This is a genomic window from Tardiphaga sp. 813_E8_N1_3 (assembly GCF_051811025.1).
In the GTDB taxonomy this organism is placed as follows: Bacteria; Pseudomonadota; Alphaproteobacteria; order Rhizobiales; family Xanthobacteraceae; genus Tardiphaga.
Genome location: NZ_JBPWQE010000001.1, coordinates 1,120,552 through 1,142,625 on the forward strand (window position 1 = coordinate 1,120,552; position 22,074 = coordinate 1,142,625).

Consider the following 22,074-nt stretch of genomic DNA (forward strand, 5'->3'; position numbering starts at 1 on the left):
ACAGCTCAGGCCTGCTCGGCGGCAGCTTCCTCGGCATTGGGATCGCCGGGCGCCGTAGCCCAGGCCAGTTCGACGAGCGTCACGATGCGCCGACCGGCGCCATCGAGCTGGCACACGATGAGGCCTTGCTCCTCGATATAGGTCAGCAGGCGCTGTGCGCGGCGCAGCGAATGCGAGCCATAGGCGCGGGCGATCGCAGCATTGCTCGGGCAGGGCCAGCCTTCCTTGGCGGCCCGGGCGATCATCATGAAAACGCCCTGCATATCCTCGGGCAGGATCGAGGCGCGGACCGAAACGTCCTGCCATCCGTCATCTTCTGTCATCTCGGAGCCGAGCCCGGCGCGGGCGCGCGTCAGCATGCGGCGGAAGTCGTCGAGGTCCGGCACGGCGGCGCCGAGACCCTCGATGCGGCAGCGGACCACGAACTCCTGATAGAGCACGCCGACGACCCGGAAGCCTGCATCGGGCTCTGCCATCAAGGCCTGCAGAACGCGGTCGACGCGCATGCGCCGTTCCGCCAGCTCTTCGGCGCTGATCGGCGTCTCCGCCACATCCGGCCGAAGTTCCAGCGCTGCGGACTTCGCCGCCATGAGCTGGCCGAGGAGATCCGGCGATGATGGCGTGCGACGCTGCGGCCGGGTCGGCTCCGGCGGCGGCGCTGCGAGAATCGTGGCGCGCACGTCGTCGAGTGTTGCTTCCGGTAGCGGCATCAGGCGCGGCGTTGCATTGCGCGGGCTTGTTTCGGTGACACCGATGCGCAGGCCCAGCGGACGACGGGAGAGGGCGGGACCCAGCGCCATGAACTGGCCGCGCTCGAGATCGCGGAAGGATTCGGCCTGTCGTCGCTCCATGCCCAGAAGGTCGGCGGCGCGTGCCATATCGATATCGAGGAAGGTGCGGCCCATCAGGAAATTCGACGCTTCGGCTGCGACGTTCTTGGCGAGCTTCGCCAGTCGCTGTGTGGCGATGACGCCGGCAAGGCCGCGTTTGCGGCCGCGGCACATCAGGTTGGTCATGGCGCCGAGCGAGAGCTTGCGTGCTTCGTCGGACACCTCGCCGGCGACGGCCGGGGCGAACAGCTGGGCTTCGTCCACCACCACGAGCATCGGATACCAGTGGTCACGCGGCGCGTCGAACAGCCCGCCCAGAAAGGCGGCGGCGCGGCGCATCTGATTCTCGGCGTCGAGGCCTTCGAGATTGAGCACCGTGGAGACGCGATGCATGCGCGCACGCTCGCCGGCGACCTGCAGCCCGCGTTCGGTATGCGCCTCGGCATCGATCACCAGATGGCCGAATCGCTCCGCCAGCGAGACGAAATCACCTTCAGGGTCGATAATGGTCTGCTGCACCCATGGGGCACTCTGTTCGAGCAGCCGGCGCAGCAGATGCGATTTTCCGGAACCCGAATTGCCCTGCACGAGCAGGCGCGTCGCCAGCAGTTCCTCAAGGTCCAGAGCCGCCGGGGCGCCTGACGTCGTATGCCCCATCTCGATCGCAACGGTCATGTCTCGACTCAGGTCTCCTTGAGCAGAGGGCTTACCAACCAGAGCGTGGCTCGTCGAGCGCATGCGGCGGATTGCCTGGAGTTCCGCACGGCTTTGGACATTGTCGTCAGGCCGCATCCTTCGGAATTTCGAACACCAGGCACGTGGTAGTCGCATGCGCCAGCAGCCGTCCCTTCGCGTCGGTGATGCGCGCTTCCGCGGTCGCCGCGCGGCGGCCGACATTCAGCGTCTTGCCTTCGGTGCGAACGGCGCCAGAATCCTTGCTCATCCCGCGGATGAAGCTGATCTTGAATTCCAGCGTGGTGTAGCCGATTCCGACAGGCAGCATGGTGTGCACGGCGAGGCCCATCGCCGAATCCAGCAGGATCGCTGCGTAACCGCCATGCACCGAGCCGATCGGATTGTAGTGCCGAAAGCCTGGGACGCTGTGAAACGCCACGGTGCCGGCCTCGATCGCGGAATCGAACGGCTCGACATTCTCCATGATCGGAGGCTGCGGAAATTCGCCGGAGAAAATCTTGCGGACAAAATCGAGCCCCGGCATCGAGGCCATCAGGCTGGAGGGCACGACGTCGTAGCGGGGGGAGGGCGTGTCGGTCATCGTGCGCTTCCTTTTTATGATGATGGGCATCATAAAAAATGGAAAGCGCGGCGGCCAGCGGCATTGGCGTCTGGTCTATCCACGTCATTGCGAGGGGCGTCGCGACGAAGCAATCCAGAAATAAAAAGCGCAGCAAAGCTGGATTGCTTCGCTGCGCTCGCAATGACGACTGATGGGCTTGGGCCTTACGACGCCTTCTTCGCCCGCATCAGATCCGCGAACCGCTTGAACAAATAGTGCGAGTCGCGCGGGCCGGGGGAGGCCTCCGGGTGGTACTGCACCGAGAACACCGGTTTGCCATCGAGCTGGATGCCGCAATTTGATCCATCGAACAGCGAGATATGGGTCTGCGTGGCGCCCTTCGGCAGCGTCGCTTCATCCACCGCGAAGCCGTGGTTCATCGAGGTAATTTCCACCTTGCCAGTGGTCTCATCCTTGACCGGGTGATTGGCGCCGTGATGGCCCTGATGCATCTTCTTGGTCTTGGCACCGACCGCGAGGCCGAGCATCTGGTGACCGAGGCAGATGCCAAATGTGGGCACGCCGGAAGCGATCACCTGCTTGATGACGGGCACGGCATATTTGCCGGTCTCGGCGGGATCGCCGGGGCCATTCGACAGGAATACGCCGTCCGGCTTCAGCGCCATGATCTCTTCTGCCGAGGTCGTGGCCGGAACGACCGTGACCTTGCAGCCCTCGCCGGCCAGGAGGCGCAGGATGTTGCGCTTGATGCCGTAATCGATAGCGACGACGTTGAATTCAGGATTGGTCTGGCGGCCGAAGCCCTTTTCCCATTCCCAGGGAGTCTCGTCCCAGGTGAAGCGCTGGGCGGATGTCACCATCGGCACCAGGTCCATGCCTTCGAGGCCGGGCCATTCGCGTGCTTCTTCCTTCAGACCATGCAGGTCGAATTGGCCGTCCTTCGCGTGCACAAGCACCGCATTGGGCATGCCCTTGTTGCGGATCAGCGCCGTCAGGGCGCGGGTGTCGATGCCGGAAATGCCGATGATGCCGCGCGCCTTCAGCCAGGCGTCGAGATGCCGGGAAGAGCGATAATTCGACGGGTCGGTGATCGCCGAGCGCAGGATCACGCCGCGGGCGCCTGGCGTCGCCGCCATGTTCACCGTCTCGATATCCTCGTCGTTGGTGCCGACATTGCCGATATGCGGGAAGGTGAAGGTGATCAGCTGCCCGGCATAGGACGGGTCGGTGAGGATTTCCTCATAACCGGTCATCGCCGTGTTGAAGCAGACTTCGCCCACGGCCTGGCCTTCCGCACCGAGGCCGAAGCCTTCCAGCACGGTGCCATCGGCGAGCACGAGGAGCGCGGTCGGTTTGTGGTCCGGCCAGGCTGAGGATGTATCTGAGGGGGTCATGAGGGGACTACATAGTCCGGGCATCCGCCGCCGTCAAAGCCGGAACGGCCGGATTCACACGTCAGCCATGGCCTGGAGGGTTAGCAATCGGCGCTTTGCCGGATGGACGGGCCCCGGACAGAGCTTCGTGAAGGAATGATATCTTATCTGGCAAAACTGTGGTGTTCCGGTTGTCCGGTGAAACCGGCACGCCGATAGCGCGTAATTTGCAGAATGAGATGTAAAATCAACTAATTATAATTACGAATGCTTGCCGGAACTCACTTTCGCCGGTAGCAAGCTACGACTTCGCCGTATTTCCGGATATTTCAGTGCAATTGGACTATTTCGCCAAGATGGCTGCGCGTTCGGCCATCGCGCCGGCTCGATGGCGCAGGCCGTTCCTGACCTGGCTCGATGGTATCGAGACGGGCTGGACGATTCCTGCGCTGATCGTCAGCTTCGCGGGAATCTGGCTGCTGTTTCTGGTGATCGCCTATCAGAGCGGCGATCTGCATGCGGATGCGCTGGAAACCTGGACGCTTGGCCGCGAATTCGCATGGGGGAATCCCAAACATCCGCCCTTGATGGGCTGGGTCGCGCGGCTGTGGACGCTGGTTTTCCCGTTGACCGATTGGTCGTTCCAGTTGCTGTCGATGACCAATGCTGCGGTGGCGCTTTGGGCCGTCGATCTGATTACGCGCCGCTTCGTGCGCGGCGATTCGCGGGCGGTCGTATTGCTGCTGCTGATGCTGCTGCCGGCCTATCAGTTCCACGCCCAGCGCTTCAACGCGAATACGGTGCTGCTCGCGATCTGGCCGCTGGCGACTTACTGCTTCCTGCGCTCCTATGAAACGCGCGCCATCGGCTGGGCCGCTGCCACCGGTGTCCTGGCCGCGCTGGCCATGCTCGGCAAGTATTATTCGATCTTCCTGGTCGGCAGCTTCGCGCTCGCAGCGATCGTGCATCCGCAGCGCGCGGTTTATTTCAGGTCCTCGGCGCCGTGGGTCTCGACACTCGCCGGGCTCGTTGCCCTTGGGCCGCACATCCATTGGCTCGTGACGACCGGTGCTGCGCCGTTCACCTATGCCATGCAGGTTCACGGCGGCATCGACTTCGGTCAGTCACTGATCGAAGCCAGTATGTTTTTGCTCGGTCTCGCGGCGACAATGGCGTTGCCGGCCATTGTGTGGGTTTTGTCGGCCGAGTTGCGTCTGAAGTACTTTTCGGCCGATTTTCGCGCGATGGGTCCAGGGTTACTGCTGCTGTTCTGGGTGTTCATCGGCACAGTGCTGTTGCCGGTCGTGACCACCGTCACGCTTGGCACCGATATGCCTTCGCTATGGGCGCTCCAGGGCTTGTTCCTACCTGCTATTTTGATTGTCTGTGGCGCTCGCTTCACGCTCGAACGCCTGTATGTGGTCAATATGGTGGTGTTCGTCGCTGGCATCGCGATCATCGCGACCGTTGTGGCGGCGCCCATCCACGCCATCTACCGCAACAGCATCAATCCTAACGAACGGACTTACTATCGGTTGGCCGTTCAAGAGCTGACCGACCGGTGGCACCAGATGGCAGGCCGGCCGATGCCACGGATCAGTGGCGACGACGGGCTGGCATTCGCGACAGCTTTTTACAGCCCTGACCATCCCGTCTACAGCCGCCCGTTCCAGTATCAATACAGTTGGGGCATGCCGCGCGCGACGACGCTGCAGAAGGGATGGGCTGCGATGTGTTTTGCGACAGATAGCGATTGCCTGATTTGGATGGGCAAGGTCGCGATGCTCGAGCCGCGGCACGTCAAGTTTGATTTCGAGGTTCAGCCTCGGCTATGGGGCCAGGCCGGTATTCCGGCCACCATATCGGCGTTGATGGTTTTGCCGTACGTCGCTGGGGCCAACGCGCCCGGGCCATTGTCCGCAGGCGTGGAGGATTTTAGCTCCAGCCATCGACAATAGGTTTGGGCAGCAGGTCCGGGCAATAGCTCCGGGCCAGCCCGGCGAATTGGCGGGTGCAGTTGTGTATAGCCCTTAAAGCGCTTAGATCGGGGCCAACCGAGTTCCGGCGCTGTTATTGGCGGCCGCAAGAGGAGACGCAGATGCTGCGCGATGACATCAACAACGCCGTCAAGGACGCCATGCGGGCCAAGGACGAGCGCAAGCTTTCGACGCTTCGCATGGTCAATTCGACCATCAAGAATGCCGATATCGAAGCGCGGGGCCAGAGCAAGCCGCCGCTGTCGGACGCCGATCTGCTGAGCCTGCTGCAGAAGATGATCAAGCAGCGCCAGGAATCCGTCGAGCTCTATGACAAGGGCGGCCGCGCCGAACTCGCGGCCCAGGAGCGCGAGGAAATCGCGATCATTTCCGCCTATCTGCCGCAGCAGATGTCGGAGGACGAGACCAAGTCCGCCATCGCAGCCGAGATCGCAGCGACCGGTGCTGCCGGCATGAAAGACATGGGCAAGGTGATCGCTGCGTTAAAAGCGAAATATGCCGGCCAGATGGATTTCGGCAAAGCCAGTGGCTTGGTGAAAGCCGCGCTCAACGGCTGAGGCTCTCGTCGCCCCACAAATTGAAAACCTCTCCTCGCATTGCGAGGAGAGGTTTTTCTTTGACTACGCCGCCGCAGTCGGCAGGCTATACGTCTTGAACTGATCGCGCAGCGCGGTCTTCAGGATCTTGCCCGTCGCGGTGTGCGGGATGGCGTCGACGAACACCACGTCATCCGGCATCCACCACTTGGCGATCTTGCCATCCATGTATTTCAGGATGTCTTCGCGCGTCGCGGTTTGATCCTGCTTGAGTTGCACGATCAGCAGCGGTCGCTCGTCCCATTTCGGATGATAGACGCCGATGACGGCGGCTTCCGCCACCTGCGGATGACCGACGGCAAGGTTCTCCAGATCGATCGACGAGATCCATTCGCCACCGGACTTGATGACGTCCTTGGAGCGGTCAGTGATCCGCATGTAGCCGTGGGCGTCGATGGTCGCGACGTCGCCGGTGTCGAAATAACCTTCCTCGTCGAGAATCTCGTCCTCGACACGGAAATAGGCGCGCGACACTGACGGGCCGCGCACCTTGAGACGGCCGAAGGTCTTGCCGTCCCAGGGCAGGCTCTTGCCGCTGTCGTCGGTGATTTTCATCTCGACGCCGAATGGCGGATAGCCCTGGGTCTGCAGGATATCCAGCCGCTCGTCGCCTTCGAGCTGATCGAACGGCGGCTTCAACGCGGCCAGCGTGCCGATCGGGCTCATTTCGGTCATGCCCCAGGCATGGCGCGCGCCGATGCCCATATCGACGAAGGCCTTGATCATCGAGCGCGGCATCGCCGAGCCGCCGCACACCACCATGCGCAGGTCAGGCAGTTTCAGATTGTTCTGCGACATGTAGTTGAGCAGCATCAGCCACACTGTCGGCACGCCGGCGGTATGCGTCACCCTTTCGGTCGAGAGCAATTCGTAGATCGAGGCGCCGTCCATCTTGGCGCCCGGCAGTACGAGCTTGGTGCCCATCGACGGCGCGGAAAACGCGATGCCCCAGCTATTGGCATGGAACAGCGGGACCACCGGCAGCATGGTGTCGGCGGCATTGGCGCCGAGCGAGTCACCGGTATTGGCCATCAGCGCATGCATCACGTTGGAGCGGTGCGAGTACAGCACGCCCTTTGGATCGCCTGTTGTTCCCGATGTGTAGCACATCGCCGCTGCGGTGTTCTCGTCGAACTCCTTCCATTTGAAGTTGCCGTCGACCTCAGCGATCCAGTCCTCATAGGCCACGACGTTTTTCAGCGTGGTCTGCGGCATGTGCGCCTTGTCGGTGTAGACGATGTAGCGCTCGACTGATGGCAACTGGTCGGCGAGTTTCTCGAGGATCGGGACGAAGGTGAGGTCGGTCATCACGATACGATCTTGCGCATGGTTGATGATCCACGCGATCTGATCCGGGAATAGACGTGGATTGACGGTGTGGCAGATAGCGCCGATGCCCATGATGCCGTACCACGTTTCCAGGTGCCGCCACGTGTTCCACGCGATGGTGGCGACGCGGTCGCCCATCTTGATGCCTTCGCGGTCGAGACGCTGTGCGACCTTCAGGGCACGGGTACGAATTTCGGCGTAATTGGTGCGGTGGATGGGACCTTCGACTGATCTGGTCACGACCTCGCGTTCGCCGTGGACTTGGGCCGCATGATCGATGATCCGATGACACAGCAAAGGCCAGTCTTGCATCAAGCCACGCATTTGATCGTTCCTCCGTCTTGTGATTGCCGTGCCGGCTCCCCGATCGTTGCCGGGGAACTTCGACCGTGTTCTTGCTTTAGGTCTTGGCATGAAGTTTAGCGCGGGGAAAGCGGCCCGGAAATGGACTTTTGGCCTATCCGGCTGCGACCAAAGGACAATTGGAGCGGTTCTGGCGTTGCTGCTGGTTGCCGCGCCGGCGCAGGCCTATCTGACGACATCGCGTGTGCCGCTGCCAAAGGCCCGACCGGCAGAAGCGCCGGCGACCGAGCCGGCGCAAAAGCCCGGTGAGGAGCCCGCCAAGTCCGAACAGTCCCCTGAGCCCGAGAAGCCCGCCGCCGAAGCGCGCCCGCCGGAGCCGCCGACGCCTTCAGCCTGCCGCCTGGCGCTCACCGATGCCATCGCCGTTGCGCCGAGTATTCCCGATATCAAGGGGCCGGGCGCCTGCGGCGGACCCGACATGGTGCGGCTGGAAGCGGTCGTGCTGCCGGACAAGACGCGCGTGCCGCTGAAGCCGGCGGGAACGATGCGCTGCGCCATGGCAACGGCCGTGGCTGAATGGATCCGTACTGACATGGCGCCGCTTGCGACCAACCTCGGCACCAAGCTCCTCGAACTTGATAATTTCGACTCCTTCGATTGCCGCGGTCGCAACCGTGTCGTCGGTGCAAAACTGTCAGAGCATGGCCGCGCCAATGCGCTGGACGTGCGCGGGCTGAAACTCGCCAATGGCCGCTCGATCGCGCTCACCGAGCGCAACACGCCACGCGAGCAGCGCGAGGCGGTGCTGCATTCGGTCTGCACGCGGTTCACCACCGTGCTGGGGCCGGGCTCCGACGGCTATCACGAGGATCACATCCATCTCGATATGGCCGAGCGGCGCGGCAATTACCGTCTCTGTCAGTGGGACGTCTGGGATGAATGGCCGCGCATTGCGCCGCTGATGCCGGCGCTACGTCCGGATGAGGCACCGCCGCGCGAAGTGGCGGAAGAAAAACCGGGGGAGGCGAATACTGAAGCCGCCAAGCCTGCTGAGCCTGCAACAGCTCAGCCCGCAGCGGCGGAGCCCGAACCGGAAGCAGCCGAGCCCGTGCCGGAACAGCCCAAGCCGAAGCCAAAACCCAAGCCGAAGAAGCGTCGCGCTGCGCCGCCATCGCCGTTCAGCTTTTTGCGATGATGCTTTCTTCTCCCTCCCTCCAGCGCGCAGAGCCGCGCGCGGTGGGGAGGGTGGCGCGTTTGAGAGCGCAGCGAACAAACGTGACGGGTGGGGCGCCACACGCGCGACAGCATTTGGGGAAGCACCCCACCCCGGGCCTATCGGCCGACCCTCCCCACTGCGCTTCGCTTGGGGGAGGGAGGCCACTCGCGTCTGCGTTTCAATTTCGTCCAAAACAAAAAAAAGCGCCGGAAAAACCGGCGCTTTTTTTAATCGGATAAAACCCTGTCGGCTCAGTACGGCGTTCCGCCGCCGCCCTGCAGGGCCAGCTTCGAGTTATACGGCGAGTCGCCGGCCTTCGGCTCAAGCACGACGACCACAGCGCCGGGCTTGACGCGGCTGTAGAGGTCGATGACGTCTTCGTTGGTCATGCGGATGCAGCCCGACGAGATCGAGGCGCCGATATATTCCGGCTGATTGGTGCCGTGAATGCGGAACAGCGTGTCCTTGTTGCCCTGATAGAGATAGAGGGCGCGGGCACCGAGCGGATTGTCGACGCCGCCGGGCACCTGGGCCGGCAGGCCTTCGATGCGGGCGTGAATGTCCTTGGTCGGGGTCCACTTCGGCCACTCAGCCATGTTGCCGACGCGCGCGACACCCGAGAAGGCCAGCGCTTCTTCGCCGACGGTCACGCCATAGCGGATCGCCTTGCCGCCGTCCTGAACATAGTAAAGGTAATGATTGTCGGAATCGACCACGATCGAACCCGGCAGTTCCTTGCGATGGAAATCGACGATGGCGCGGCGGAACGGCTCGGCCGGCTGCACCTTCGCGTAACGCGCCTTGGCGAGCTGTGCCTTGTCCGCGGGCTTGAGGCTGGCTTCCGGAGCGGCCTGGAATTGCGTGGCGGTCTGCATGCAGCCCGACAGCATCAGGCCGGCGGCGACAATCAGTCCAAGCTTAATTTTCAGCGGCGACATGTCATTGTTCCAATTGCGTGAGGTCCGATTCAGACAGGCTGGTGCAAGGAAACGCACCCAAGATAGCCTTCGAACGCCACGATTCCGTTAAAGCTACTATCGCTGAAATCCGCTGCAATTCCAGCGGTTAGATGCGCTGCGCATCATGCAGCGCACAACCTGTGTCATATTTGCCGCAGAATTTCCGACCCTCCGGCCAAATCCTGTGCAGAACCGCAACGCCTCGCGAAGCCGTGATGCGCGCGTGACAATTTTGTCAGATCGAGCCTCGTAAAATGCGTGATCTCGCGGGAAAAATTCCCGGGTTCGCGCGGGGTTGGCGCGCCGCACAAAGGCTGTCATGACGGCTGCATCCGCGTCGGTCATGGTCGGTCGCCCCCGCCGATTCTGCCCGGATCGTCCGTATTGCAGTTTCCCACCTTTTCAATCTTCCGGAGTTGCCATGCTCGCTGTCTTCACCCCTGCCGACCACGCCTTGAGGAAATCCGAGCCGACCGATCTCGAGGCGTTGCCGGACAATGCGGTGTGGATCGACATGGTGAAGCCGTCGCCGGCCGAGGACAAGGCGGTGGAGAAACTGGCCGGGGTCGAGATCCCGACCCGTGAAGACATGCAGGAGATCGAGATCTCGAGCCGTCTCTATATCGAGAACGGCGCCCGCTACATGACCGCCAGCTTGATGTGCGGTTCCGACACCGAGTCGCCGCGGATCACGGCGGTGACCTTCATCCTCACCCGGCAACGGCTGGTGACTGTGCGCTACGACACACCGCGCCCGTTCGCGTCCGTCGAACTGAAGCTTGGCCGCAACGCGCCGGCCGGCGCCAATGGTGAAACCACTCTGCTCGAACTGCTCGACGCGGTGATCGATCGCTGCGCCGACATTCTCGAACGCGTCGGCGCCGATGTCGATCAGGTCAGCCACGACATCTTCGAGCCGGATGAGTCGCTGCGGACCGGCCATGCCAAGCGCTATTCGGAAATCCTGATCACCATCGGTCGCAAGGGCGACCTGACCTCGAAAGTGCGTGAAAGCCTCGTCTCGATCGGCCGCGTCGTCACCTTCATCACCGCCGAGGCGGAAGGCGTGAAGTGGTCGAAGGACATGCGCGCGCAGCTCAAGACCATGCAGCGCGACGTGGTCTCCCTGACCGATCACGCCTCCTATCTGTCGAACAAGATTACCTTCACGCTCGATGCGATGCTCGGTGTCGTCAATCTCGAACAGAACAACATCATCAAGCTGTTCTCGGTCATGGCTGTGGTGTTGATGCCGCCAACGCTCATCGCATCGGTCTACGGCATGAATTTCAAGGCGATGCCGGAACTGCAATGGGATGTCGGTTACCCCATGGCGCTGATCATGATGCTGTTCGCGGCGGTGCTGCCTTACATGTTCTTCAAGTGGAAGAAGTGGCTGTAGGAACAGCGGCAGCAACAAGCGTGTAGACGCGTTGACTTCTCATTTGTCATTCCGGGCCACGCTTGAGAGACTGTCATTCCGGGGGCACGGGCGCGCCTTCGCGCACGTGAACCCGGAATCTGCTCATGTTTTGCCGAACATATCGGGATTCCGGGTTCACGTCCGGCAAGTGCCGGCGGCGCCCCGGAATGACGAGTGGGTAGCGGCATAGCCGTGTTCAAACATTTTTTCCTGCCAACCATTGACAATATACCTACAAGGATTATTATCCGTTAATCCTGTTCATGAGGGGCGCTTCTAGAGGCGTCTTGAAGTGGAACAAGGATGCGGCGCCTGCGGGTGTGGGGTGACGTACCCTGCGCACTCGGGAGGCCTTGGGTAGCCGTCCGGGCCCACTACGGGGCTCTGCCGCTTGCGGCTGGACGGGTGCGGGCGAAGGTGGGCGAAAGCCTGCCGGATGACGGGCGCGATGCTCGTGCCCAGTACCCGGAAGCACGGCCCCGGGGACAGAAAAGCCGCGGTGGCGCGCCTGATGGCGTTGCGCGATTGCAGCTTACCGGCGTTCCGGCGGAGCGGATCGCGAAAATTACCACCATTTCGCGTCGTCAGGCGCGCTGCCACCCCTCATGTTCCAGGAGGGGACACCGCTTAGACAACCCCGAGCATGCACTCGCGGGACCATAAACGCGCGGATGTCTGAATCTTTTTCCAACTATCAAAACGCATTCATGATGCGTGTTCGAAAAGCCCAATGATCATAGGCTTCGCGCGATTCCCGCCACAATTTATCCGGTAAAATTCGAGCGTTCCGCTGAACGGTTGCGCTAATGGTTGCTGTCATAACGCTGTCAGAAGCGATGAGGACAGCAATGGTTGACAAAACAGAAACATCGGGACGGAACGTCGTCGATCTCAGGTCCTATCAACAGGCGCGCATGGCCGGCAGAGCTCAGACAATCTCTGCGCGAACCTGTCGGCATTGCGGCGCAGGGTTGATGGACGGCGAATCCGAAGACGATTGTTCCAGCGCCGGGATCAGCGCGGCTGCGCCGATGCCGCGGAAGTTTTACGCGGACTAGAAAGTCCCGCGTGTCTTGGGGAGCGCCAGAATGGCGCGGTCCTCAGCATGACTATTCCTCACCTGTTATCGCTGATCAGACGTGCTGGCCGCCATTAATGTGGATTTCGGCGCCGTTCACGTATGAACTCGTTTCCGTACACAGCACATAGATGATCTTGGCGACTTCGTCGGGCGTGCCGAGCCGATGCAGCGGGATCTGCTGATCGACGATAGTCTGGGTGCCCGGCGACAGGATCGAGGTGTCGATCTCGCCCGGCGCAATAGCGTTGACGCGGATGCCGAGGCGGCCGAAATCCGACGCCATTTCGCGGGTCAGCGACGCCAGCGCCGCTTTCGATGTGGCATAGGCCGCGCCGGCAAACGGGTGCACGCGCGAGCCGGCGATCGAGGTGACATTCACCACCGAGCCTTTGGCCGCCTTCAACTGTTCGATCAGCCCGCGGGCCATCATGATCGGCGCGAAAAAATTGACGTTGAAGACGTGGCTCCAGGTTGCGACGTCAGTATCGATGGAGCCCATGCGCGCGCCGCCTTCGGCCTTGGGCGAGATCGCGGCATTGTTCACCAGCGCATGCAGCGCGCCGCCGTTCAGCCGTTCCTTGATGTCGTCGATGGCGCGGACAGTGTCGTCATGATCGGCGAGATCGACCTGGATGTGATCTTCGGGGCCGGCATCCCATGGGCAGACTTCCGGAAACGGATGCCGCGAACAGGTCAGCACACGCCAGCCGGCACTGGAAAAGCGCATCACGGTGGCATGACCGATGCCGCGGCTCGCGCCGGTCAGCAGCATGGTGCGCTTGGGCGCGTTCGATCCTGGATGGTTCACGTGTCTGGTTCTCGTCTCGTTGTCGGCGTTCACGGATACAGTCTCACCTTGGACCAGGACGTATCTGCTGCCGCGGTGTCGCGGCGGAATTCGATGCGGTCGTGCAGGCGGAACGGCCGGTCGTGCCAGAATTCGAAACGAACAGGCGTGATGCGCCATCCGCTCCAACCTGGCGGACGCGGAACGGCGCCGATCAGGTGCTTGGCGCCTTCCTTGGCGATGGCCTGTTCGAACGCAAAGCGGCTTTCCAGCGGCTGTGACTGTTTGCTCGCCCAGGCGCCGATCTGCGCCTGTTTGGGGCGGGTCGCAAAATACTCGTCGGCCTCGGCATCGGTCACTGATGTGACAGGACCGCGAATGCGGACCTGCCGGCGCAGCGACTTCCAGTGAAACAGCAGCGCGGCCTTGGGATTGGCGGCGAGCTCCTGACCCTTCTGGCTGGCAATGTGGCTGTAGAACACGAAACCGTCGGTGTCATAGCCCTTCATCAGCACCATGCGGACGTCCGGCAGGCCGTCGGCGTCGACGGTGGCCAGCGCCATCGCGTTCGGATCGTTGGGTTCTGAGGCCCTTGCCTCGGTAAACCACTCGGAAAACAGCGCAAATGGTTCCGCAGCGGCCGTAAAATCACCTGACGTTAACGGAGTTGAGTCTTTGATGGGGGAGGTCGTGTCGGTCATGTCCGGAGTTCCGCTTGCGTTGGCCTGTTGTAGAGAGCTTGCTGCTGCCCCTGCATAGGCAAGACCTATATAGGATACGGCAACGCATTGGCCTATCGGCCATCTGCCCGCTCGGTGCGGCTTTGACAGCAATTCTTATCGGCAGCACCCTCGGCGGTTGCAGTATGGGCCGAAACGAGTCTGCGCTGGCCAGGATGGAGGGCGGCGATGTCACCGGCTCCATTTCGCCGGCATCGGTTCAGGCCACCAATTATGAGCCCACGGAAGCCGATCTTGTCCTGACGCGCACTGCGGCCTCCGATGTCCTCACCAAGGGCAGCAAGGATTCCAGCCAGCCGTGGGAAAACCCATCGACCGGGGCGCGCGGGTCGGTGACGCCTTTGTCCAGTGCCTATGTCGCGGAAGGTCGCACCTGCAGGGATTTTCTGGCCAGCTATGTTAACGGCACCAGCGAAAGCTGGATGCAAGGTGCGGCCTGTAAGGGTGACCGCGGCAGCTGGGACGTGCATACGCTGAAGCCGTGGAAACGGAGCTAGTTTTCGCCGGCCGGCCGCTTGCGGCCGAGTTGCAAAAATGACACGAAGTCACCAGATGAAGAAGCAGTAGGGCAGTTGCCCGCCAACCAACAAGGCGGGTTTCGGCCGGCAAATCCAACATGCGGGCAGATTGCCCGCCTTTTAGTTATCTGAAGGAGAGACGACGGATGCGCGACCCCTATGAGGTCTTGGGGGTGCAGCGGGGCGCCAGCGCTGCGGCGATCAAGAGTGCCTATCGCAAGCTCGCCAAGAAGCATCATCCCGACAGCAACAAGGACGATCCGAAAGCCGCCGACCGGTTTTCGGAATTGAATGCGGCCAACGAGATCATCGGCGACGAGGACAAGCGCAAGCAGTTCGACCGCGGCGAGATTGATGCCGAGGGTAAAGCACGCTTCCAGGGATTTCCGGGCGGTGGCCGCGCCGGCGCGTCGCAGCGCGGCTTCGAGCACGCCTTCCGCGGTGGTCCCGGTGCGCAGCAGGGTTTTCCCGGCGGTGCCGGTGCCGGTGGCGGTTTCGAGGACATCCTCAACAGCATGTTCGGTGGCGCCAGCCCGCGCGGCGCGCGGCCGGGTGCGCAGGGCTTTGAATTCGACAGCGGCGGCTATGCCGGCGGGATGCCCGATCTGGATCTCAACGTCGCCATGACGGTGACGCTGGAAGAGTCCGTGAAGGGCGCCGAGAAGCGTGTGCGTCTGCCGTCGGGCAAGGAATTGGACGTCAAGATACCGGCCGGCGTCACGACGGGCCAGCAGATCCGGCTCCGCGGCCAGGGCGAAACCGCGCCAGGACATCGTCCCGGCGATCTGATGATCACGGTCACCATCGCGCCCCACGCTCACTTCAAGGTGGATGGCAACGACCTGCGCGTCGATCTGCCGATCACGCTCTACGAAGCCGTGCTTGGGGCCAAGGTGCGCGCACCGACACTCACCGGTGCCGTGGAGCTTTCAATTCCGAAGAACACGTCGAGCGGACGGGTGTTTCGCCTGAAGGGCAAGGGCCTGCCGCTGGCCGGAGGTGCCGCGGGTGATCTCTACTTCACCATCAGGATCATGCTGCCGGACGGTCACGACGCCGCGCTGGAAGCCCTGATGGAGAAGTGGCGCGACGGGCACCCGTATCATCCGCGTAGCGATCTGGGGTGATGCGAGCAGCGATCAGCTCGCTGTCTCATCCCCCCACCTTCTCCGTCTGATCGTAGATCTGGCGCGCGACCTGATTGAGTCGGTCCTTGTCGGTCGGGCCTGATACGACATAGCCGACGCCCTTGTCGGCCCAGAACATGGCGCCATCCTTGTCCTGCGCGGCATAGCGCATCTGGGTCGGGTCAGCCTTCGCCGCCCGCGATGTGTACAGCGTGTAGCGTTCGCCCGACGGGCTTTCATACATGAAGAAGGCCGCAGGCGCTTCGGGGCCGGGCAGCAGTCGTCCGCCGACCAGCTTCAATCCGGCTGCATCGAGTTCAGGCGCCTTGATCTCATAACCGACGCGCTTGGACAGCCACTGCTGTAGATGCGCGCGCTCATTGGCTGCGACCTCGACGGGATGGCGCACTTCGACCACATAGGTCCGGTGCGCATCGAGCGCATCCACCGTGAAATTCCGGAAGATCGATGGCGCAGCCGCAGCGCCGCGTGCGACCCAGCCCGCGCTCCCACCTGCGATGAAGGCGACCAGCGTGGCCGCAACGGCGCCGTAGATCCAGCGCCGCGGCTGCTGAACCAGTCGCTCGATTTCCAGTCGCTGCGGCACGGCCTCGTCGGCAATAGCATCGTAGCGTGCATGCAGCAGCTCGGCCATCGCGTGCCACGATGCGACGCGCTCGGCATCGTCTGGATGTGTCGCGAGCCATGCCTCGACATCGGCGCGGCGCTCGGCCGGCAATTCATTGTCGACGAAGGCGTGCAATTCGTCTTCGGTCACGGGAATATTCGGTCCGGTCATTATCGTCTTCCCTTTAAATCATTTGACCGCGCGCAGCGCCGGGCGCTCGCCGTCGAGATAGGCTTTGACATGGGCGCGGGCGCGCGCGAGGCGCGACATCACGGTGCCAATCGGCACGCCCTGGATGTCGGCGACTTCGCGGTAGCTCAGACCTTCGAGCATCACGAGCAGCAGCACCGAGCGCTGCTCTTCGACGAGGGCGGCAAGGGCGCGCGAGATGTCGCGCCCTTCGGCTTCGGTCCCGCTGGCATCCGGATTGTTGTCGAACAGCTCGGTAAAGACTGGTTTGCGTGCCAGCGACCGGCGGCGGTTGCGGTTCAGATTGGTCAGGATCGTATAGAGCCAGCTTCTGAGATCGCCGCCGATGAACAACTTCTCCGAGCGCAGCGCGCGCACCAGCGTGTCCTGCACCAGGTCGTCGGCAATGTCGGTGTCACGCGCCAGCGCCCGCGCGTAGCGGCGCAGCGCCGGAATCATGCTCTCAACGCTCTCGCGAAAGGCGCTCATGGGGCTCGTGCCATCCGTTGCAATCCTGACGGTATCTTGGGCGGTCCGCAATTGCGCCGCATCTATCATAACACCTTGGCGGATCGTCTATTCCGGCGTTAGGCCCGGACGGTAAACAGCCGCATAACCGGGCTTTTGGGCTGTACCGGACGCAAGTGCTGGTGTACCCCCAAGGCCAGATTGGCATGGACTGCCAAGTTATCAGCCAAGCAAAACAGGATGCGATATGAGTGAAGTTTCAGGCCTGATGAAGGGCAAGCGCGGTGTCATTCTGGGCGTCGCCAACAACCGCTCCATCGCCTGGGGCATCGCCAAGGCGTGCCAGGCGCAGGGCGCGGAGATTGCGCTGACCTATCAGGGCGATGCGCTGAAGAAGCGCGTCGAGCCGCTGGCGGCGGAACTTGGCGCCGAGCTGCTGGGCCATTGCGACGTCACCGACGCAGCCACCATCGATGCGGTATTCGACCGGGTGAAGGAAAAATGGGGCAAGATCGATTTTGTCGTCCACGCCATCGCCTTCTCGGACAAGGACGAGCTCGAAGGTCGCTATGTCGACACATCGGCCGAGAATTTCAGCAAGAGCATGCTGATCTCCTGCTACTCGCTGACGGCCATCGCACAGCGCGCCGAGAAGTTGATGACCGAAGGCGGCTCCATCGTTACGCTGACTTATTACGGCGCCGAGAAGTGGATGCCGAACTACAATGTGATGGGTGTCGCCAAGGCTGCGCTGGAAGCCAGCGTGCGCTATCTGGCGGCTGACCTGGGCGTGAAGGGCATCCGCGTCAATGCGATCTCTGCCGGCCCGATCAAGACGCTGGCCTTCGCAGGGATTGCCGACTCCCGCTATCTGCTGAAATACAACGAGGTCAACGCGCCGCTGCGCAAGAACGTTTCCATCGACGAAGTTGGCCAGAGCGCGGTGTATTTCCTGTCCGATATGTCCACCGGCGTGACCGGTGAAGTGCATCACGTCGATGCCGGCTATCACGTGCTCGGCACCAAGGTGCCGGATGCGCCGGACATCAGCATGGGCGGCAAGGACTGATTGCTGACGTCCATGCCGAAGCCAACCATCTATTATATTCGCCACGGCCAGACCGAGTGGAACGCCGCCGGTCGCTTTCAGGGCTCGAAGGACATTCCGCTCAACGATCTCGGTCGTGAGCAGGCGGCACATGCCGGCACCGTGCTGAGGGATATTCTGGCACGGGACGGGCGCACTAGCGGCGATGTCGCATTCGTCTCCAGTCCGCTCGGCCGCGCGCGCAACACCATGGAACTGGTGCGCGGCAAGCTCGATTTGCCGCATGACGACTACGGCCTCGACGATCGTCTGCGTGAGATCGGCTTCGGCCACTGGGAAGGATTTACGCTGGCCGAGCAGGAAGCTGCGCATCCCGACATCTTTGCGGCGCGTCTTCTGGACAAATGGAGCCTGCCGGCGCCGGGCGGCGAAAGCTATGCCGAAGTGCAGCTTCGGATGCGTGAATGGGTTGACGGCCTCACGGGCGATACCGTCGCGGTGGCGCATGGCGGCACGGCGCGTGCGCTGATGGTGGCGCTGGGCTTTGAGACGCCGGACGGCGTCAGTGAGCTGCCGATCCAGCAGGGCGCGGTCTACGTGTTCAACGCCGACGGGATGGATAAGTTTAGTTAAGCATTTCGGCCGACCGGGGCGATTTGACCCCTCGGACGGCCCGCGTTACGACATCTGCTCAATCAGCGAGCGCCCCATGTCCCACAACACCTTCGGCCACATGTTCCGCGTCACGACCTTTGGCGAGAGCCACGGGGTGGCGATCGGCTGCGTGGTCGATGGCTGTCCGCCGCTGATCCCGCTGGATGTGGCCGAGATCCAGGCCGATCTGGATCGCCGCCGTCCCGGCCAGTCGCGCTTTACCACGCAACGGCAGGAAGCTGACGCGGTCAAGATCCTGTCCGGGGTCATGGCGCATCCGGAAACCGGTGTGCAGGTCACGACGGGGACGCCGATCGCGCTCTTGATCGAGAATACCGACCAGCGCTCGAAGGACTATTCGGAGATCAAGGACAAGTTTCGGCCAGGCCATGCCGACTTCACCTATGAAGCCAAATACGGGTTGCGCGATTATCGCGGCGGCGGCCGTTCGTCGGCCCGCGAGACGGCGACGCGTGTCGCGGCCGGCGCGATCGCGCGAAAAATCATTCCCGGCATGACCGTGCGCGCGGCGCTGGTGCAGATGGGGCCGCACAAGATCGACCGCCGCAACTGGGACTGGGACGAGGTTGCGCGCAATCCATTTTTCTGCCCGGACAAGGACAAGGCCGCGTTCTTCGAGGGCTATCTCGACGGTATCCGGAAATCCGGCTCGTCGATCGGCGCGGTGATCGAGGTGGTCGCCGACGGCGTGCCGGCGGGTTTGGGCGCGCCCATTTACGCCAAGCTCGATGGCGATCTGGCAGCGGCGCTGATGAGCATCAATGCGGTGAAGGGCGTCGAGATCGGTGACGGTTTCGGTGCGGCGGAATTGTCCGGGGAAGACAATGCCGACGAGATGCGCATGACCAATCACGGCCCGTCATTCCTCTCCAATCATGCCGGGGGTATCCTCGGCGGCATTTCCACAGGCCAGCCGGTCGTGGCGCGTTTCGCGGTGAAGCCGACTTCGTCGATCCTGTCGCCGCGCAAGACCGTCGATCGCAACGGCGCCGACACGGATATCCTGACCAAAGGCCGCCATGATCCGTGCGTCGGCATCCGTGCCGTGCCGGTGGCCGAAGCCATGGCCGCTTGTGTGCTCGCCGATCATTTCATTAGGCATCGCGGGCAGGTCGGTTAGACTTGAATGACTGACCGCAACCCGCGTTTGCGCAAGTTTGAAAGTGCCAGCCGTGTTGCCCGACAAGCTCAGAGAGATCATCGACTGGCTCAGTGACGGTGCGCGATCCGCGCCGACGCCATCGCGCATGATGGCGGAATGTTGCGAGCGGCTTGTCGCTGCGGGGCTGCCGCTGTACCGCGTGGGCATCTTCATCCGCACCCTGCATCCGGAAATCTTCGGCCGCAATTTCATCTGGCGTCCGGAGACCGGGGTAGTCCTCAGCTCGGTTGATTTCGACATTCAGGAGGCGCCTGAATTCCTCAGCAGTCCGCTTGCGCTGGTCTTCCGTGAAGGTGTTGAGGTCCGCAGCCGACTTCATGAGCCATCAACCACACCCTTTCCTTTTTTCGACGATATGCGCGCCGAAGGCGTTACCGACTACATCGCGATCCCGCTCACCTTCGTCGACAACATGCTCCACGCGTCAAGCTGGACCACGAAGCAGCCCGGCGGTTTCACGGATGAGCAGCTAGCCGCCTTGAAAACGGTGCTGCCGACATTGGCGCGGTTGATCGAGGTCATCGGCATACGACGAGTGACGGTGACACTGCTCGATACCTATGTGGGCAATCGCGCTGGCGGACGTATTCTCGGTGGTCAGATCCGGCGCGGCCATACCGAGACCATGCGCGCAGCGATCTGGTTGTCGGATCTGCGCGGCTTTACGGCGCTGTCGGACCGGCTGCCGCCGGAAAGCGTCGTCGAGATTCTCAACCGTTACTTCGATTGTCAGGTGCCTGCGATCCTCAAGCATGGCGGCGAAGTGCTCAAATTCATGGGCGATGGCCTGCTGGCCGTGTTTCCCATTGCCGAGGACGATGCGGACCGTTCGATGGTGTGCGGTCACGCGCTGGAGGCGGCGCGTGAAGCCAGCACTGCCGTTGAAGCGTTGCGCTGGTCGGATGCGGCAGGTGCTGAAGAGCGCTTTCGCTTCGGTCTGGCACTGCATGTCGGCAAGGTACTTTACGGCAATATCGGCGGCGGCAACCGGCTCGACTTCACCTGCATCGGCCCCGCCGTGAATCTCGCCGCACGTCTGGAGAAGATCGCGGGCAAGCTGCATCGGACGGTGGTCGCGTCCGCGACCTTCGCCGACGCAACGACGACGGACTGGACCGATCTCGGCGAATTTCCCATCGCTGGCTTCGCGAAGGCGGAGCGCGTCTATGGGCTGGCCGATGAAACCGCAGTCGCCGGCTGAGATCAGTCGCCCCGCAGATGGGATTGCTTGAGAGCCGCGGTCAGGATCATCAGGGTCACCCAAAGCCGCAGCATCGCGAAGCCGAAGATAAAGACGAAGAAGATCAGGTTTCGGATGAAGGTGTTCGTCGTCGGCGCTTGCCCGTAGATCGCAATCGCGTTGCGAACGAGACCCTGGACAAAACCGAGGCCGAAATAGGCGGCGGTCAGGGCCAGAAGGCCCACGCCGAGCCAGGCGCTTCGCCTGGCGAATTCACGGCAAGCCGCGAAGAAACGAACCCTGTTGTCATGGCGTTCGACACCGACGATCATCAGCAAGATCAGCGTGGCGATGGAGGCATTCCAGATCTTTCCGACCGCCGTCGGCTGATCGAACGCCATGCCATCGATGCCGCCCATGAAGTTCAGGTCCAGCGGCGAGATCCCGAGTGATACAGAGATCACGCTTGCTGCCAGCATCAGCGCGCCGATACGCACCAGAATGCGCAGCGATAGTCGGAATTCATCCTGGAACGTCATCGCTCCGAGATGGGTCTTGCCGTCGGCAAGCTCGATCGACCGCCGTGCGGTCACCTGAAACGCGAGAAGAACGGCAACCGTGGCGACGAAGATGGCCGGCAAGGCGATAACGCCACCGCTGAACGCGATCACGCGCATTCCCGCTGCCAGCACGAGCCAAGGCAGGCATTCGATGAAGCGCAAAGGCCCGAACGACAATTCCGGCCGGGATACATATTGCTTGCGGAGTGCAATCGACATCTGGCGAGCTTGCCAGATGCAGCCCAATCTCGGATTGAGGCGATCGTTAAATTTTTATCGTTTTGGTTGGTCGGACAGAAACGCCACGTTCTATTCTTCCGGCTCGGTCGTGAACAGAAGCGGATAGCCTTTGGCGCGGCCGGCATCTGTCGCGCGGGTCGCCTTGGTCTCGGCGACGTCACGGGTGAACACGGCGACGACGCAGACGCCGCGCTGATGCGCCGTCATCATCACCTTGGCGGCCTGATCCTCGGACATGCGAAATTCCGCTTTCAGCACCCGCACGACGAACTCCCGCGGCGTGAAGTCGTCATTAACGAGGATGACCTTGTACAATTTCGGCCGCTCGACCTTCGGCTTGGCCTTGGTCTGTGGGGCGGTGACACTCTCGGGCATGCACACTCATCC

21 protein-coding genes are annotated in these 22,074 nt (G+C 62.4%); 10 read left to right on the plus strand and 11 right to left on the minus strand.

Annotated features, from left to right (window positions below; translation table 11 throughout):
* Positions 1 to 5: 5 nt before the first annotated feature.
* The 3 genes from AB8A33_RS05270 to carA form a co-directional block, all read right to left on the minus strand.
* Entirely contained in the window at positions 6 to 1,505 is a 1,500-nt protein-coding gene (locus AB8A33_RS05270; RefSeq protein ID WP_439091818.1) for a helicase HerA domain-containing protein, read from the minus strand.
* A gap of 106 nt (positions 1,506 to 1,611) precedes the next feature.
* Complete coding sequence (locus AB8A33_RS05275; RefSeq protein WP_439091819.1) at positions 1,612 to 2,106, minus strand: PaaI family thioesterase; 495 nt, start codon at positions 2,104 to 2,106, stop codon at positions 1,612 to 1,614.
* Positions 2,107 to 2,291: 185 nt separating this feature from the next.
* Positions 2,292 to 3,482 (minus strand): glutamine-hydrolyzing carbamoyl-phosphate synthase small subunit, encoded by a 1,191-nt coding sequence (gene carA / locus AB8A33_RS05280; protein WP_439091820.1) that lies wholly within the window; start codon positions 3,480 to 3,482, stop codon positions 2,292 to 2,294.
* Between the two features lie 467 nt (positions 3,483 to 3,949).
* On the opposite strand from carA, the gene AB8A33_RS05285 reads away from it, so the two are divergent.
* Complete coding sequence (locus AB8A33_RS05285) at positions 3,950 to 5,419, plus strand: glycosyltransferase family 39 protein (protein WP_439091821.1); 1,470 nt, start codon at positions 3,950 to 3,952, stop codon at positions 5,417 to 5,419.
* Between the two features lie 140 nt (positions 5,420 to 5,559).
* The gene (locus AB8A33_RS05290) at positions 5,560 to 6,015 is read left to right on the plus strand and encodes a GatB/YqeY domain-containing protein (protein ID WP_093756874.1); all 456 of its coding nucleotides are present in this window, start codon (positions 5,560 to 5,562) and stop codon (positions 6,013 to 6,015) included.
* Between the two features lie 63 nt (positions 6,016 to 6,078).
* On the opposite strand, the gene AB8A33_RS05295 is transcribed toward AB8A33_RS05290, so the two are convergent.
* The gene (locus AB8A33_RS05295) at positions 6,079 to 7,707 is read right to left on the minus strand and encodes a fatty-acid--CoA ligase (protein WP_439091822.1); all 1,629 of its coding nucleotides are present in this window, start codon (positions 7,705 to 7,707) and stop codon (positions 6,079 to 6,081) included.
* Between the two features lie 88 nt (positions 7,708 to 7,795).
* On the opposite strand from AB8A33_RS05295, the gene AB8A33_RS05300 reads away from it, so the two are divergent.
* On the plus strand, positions 7,796 to 8,881 hold the full coding sequence (locus AB8A33_RS05300) for an extensin-like domain-containing protein (protein ID WP_439091823.1): 1,086 nt from the start codon (positions 7,796 to 7,798) through the stop codon (positions 8,879 to 8,881).
* Positions 8,882 to 9,153: 272 nt separating this feature from the next.
* On the opposite strand, the gene AB8A33_RS05305 is transcribed toward AB8A33_RS05300, so the two are convergent.
* The gene (locus tag AB8A33_RS05305; RefSeq protein ID WP_439091824.1) at positions 9,154 to 9,840 is read right to left on the minus strand and encodes a L,D-transpeptidase; all 687 of its coding nucleotides are present in this window, start codon (positions 9,838 to 9,840) and stop codon (positions 9,154 to 9,156) included.
* A 442-nt stretch (positions 9,841 to 10,282) separates the two neighbouring features.
* Between AB8A33_RS05305 and AB8A33_RS05310 the strand changes: the two genes are divergently transcribed.
* Positions 10,283 to 11,263: a magnesium transporter CorA family protein gene (locus AB8A33_RS05310; RefSeq protein WP_231079669.1), complete on the plus strand. Its 981-nt coding sequence runs from the start codon at positions 10,283 to 10,285 to the stop codon at positions 11,261 to 11,263.
* Positions 11,264 to 12,417: 1,154 nt separating this feature from the next.
* Here the strand turns inward: AB8A33_RS05310 and AB8A33_RS05315 are convergent.
* Entirely contained in the window at positions 12,418 to 13,137 is a 720-nt protein-coding gene (locus AB8A33_RS05315) for an SDR family NAD(P)-dependent oxidoreductase (RefSeq protein WP_089265492.1), read from the minus strand.
* A 65-nt stretch (positions 13,138 to 13,202) separates the two neighbouring features.
* On the minus strand, positions 13,203 to 13,853 hold the full coding sequence (pdxH, locus tag AB8A33_RS05320) for a pyridoxamine 5'-phosphate oxidase (RefSeq protein WP_439091825.1): 651 nt from the start codon (positions 13,851 to 13,853) through the stop codon (positions 13,203 to 13,205).
* A 122-nt stretch (positions 13,854 to 13,975) separates the two neighbouring features.
* On the opposite strand from pdxH, the gene AB8A33_RS05325 reads away from it, so the two are divergent.
* Together AB8A33_RS05325 and AB8A33_RS05330 are read left to right on the plus strand one after the other, a co-directional pair.
* Positions 13,976 to 14,389, plus strand: a complete 414-nt coding sequence (locus AB8A33_RS05325) for an RT0821/Lpp0805 family surface protein (RefSeq protein WP_089265490.1) — start codon at positions 13,976 to 13,978, stop codon at positions 14,387 to 14,389.
* 167 nt (positions 14,390 to 14,556) lie between these two features.
* On the plus strand, positions 14,557 to 15,537 hold the full coding sequence (locus AB8A33_RS05330; protein ID WP_439091826.1) for a DnaJ C-terminal domain-containing protein: 981 nt from the start codon (positions 14,557 to 14,559) through the stop codon (positions 15,535 to 15,537).
* A gap of 25 nt (positions 15,538 to 15,562) precedes the next feature.
* Here AB8A33_RS05330 and AB8A33_RS05335 read toward each other — a convergent pair whose 3' ends face one another.
* Positions 15,563 to 16,336 carry an anti-sigma factor family protein gene (locus AB8A33_RS05335; protein WP_439091827.1) on the minus strand — a complete coding sequence of 258 codons (774 nt, stop codon included), beginning with the start codon at positions 16,334 to 16,336 and terminating at the stop codon, positions 15,563 to 15,565.
* Between the two features lie 18 nt (positions 16,337 to 16,354).
* A complete protein-coding gene (locus tag AB8A33_RS05340) occupies positions 16,355 to 16,843 on the minus strand; it encodes an RNA polymerase sigma factor (protein WP_089265487.1) in 489 nt (162 codons plus the stop codon).
* A gap of 226 nt (positions 16,844 to 17,069) precedes the next feature.
* Here AB8A33_RS05340 and fabI point away from each other — a divergent pair, with 226 nt between their 5' ends.
* The 4 genes from fabI (at position 17,070) to AB8A33_RS05360 (ending at position 20,908) form a co-directional block, all read left to right on the plus strand.
* The gene (gene fabI, locus AB8A33_RS05345; RefSeq protein ID WP_315843345.1) at positions 17,070 to 17,891 is read left to right on the plus strand and encodes an enoyl-ACP reductase FabI; all 822 of its coding nucleotides are present in this window, start codon (positions 17,070 to 17,072) and stop codon (positions 17,889 to 17,891) included.
* Between the two features lie 12 nt (positions 17,892 to 17,903).
* Positions 17,904 to 18,503, plus strand: coding sequence for a histidine phosphatase family protein (locus AB8A33_RS05350; RefSeq protein ID WP_439091828.1), 600 nt, complete (start codon positions 17,904 to 17,906; stop codon positions 18,501 to 18,503).
* A gap of 76 nt (positions 18,504 to 18,579) precedes the next feature.
* On the plus strand, positions 18,580 to 19,665 hold the full coding sequence (gene aroC / locus AB8A33_RS05355) for a chorismate synthase (protein ID WP_439091829.1): 1,086 nt from the start codon (positions 18,580 to 18,582) through the stop codon (positions 19,663 to 19,665).
* A 52-nt stretch (positions 19,666 to 19,717) separates the two neighbouring features.
* Positions 19,718 to 20,908 carry an adenylate/guanylate cyclase domain-containing protein gene (locus tag AB8A33_RS05360; protein WP_439095861.1) on the plus strand — a complete coding sequence of 397 codons (1,191 nt, stop codon included), beginning with the start codon at positions 19,718 to 19,720 and terminating at the stop codon, positions 20,906 to 20,908.
* Between the two features lie 2 nt (positions 20,909 to 20,910).
* On the opposite strand, the gene AB8A33_RS05365 is transcribed toward AB8A33_RS05360, so the two are convergent.
* The gene (locus tag AB8A33_RS05365) at positions 20,911 to 21,666 is read right to left on the minus strand and encodes a hypothetical protein (protein WP_439091830.1); all 756 of its coding nucleotides are present in this window, start codon (positions 21,664 to 21,666) and stop codon (positions 20,911 to 20,913) included.
* A gap of 90 nt (positions 21,667 to 21,756) precedes the next feature.
* Positions 21,757 to 22,062, minus strand: coding sequence for an ATP-dependent Clp protease adapter ClpS (gene clpS, locus AB8A33_RS05370; RefSeq protein WP_115030259.1), 306 nt, complete (start codon positions 22,060 to 22,062; stop codon positions 21,757 to 21,759).
* Positions 22,063 to 22,074 lie beyond the last annotated feature (12 nt).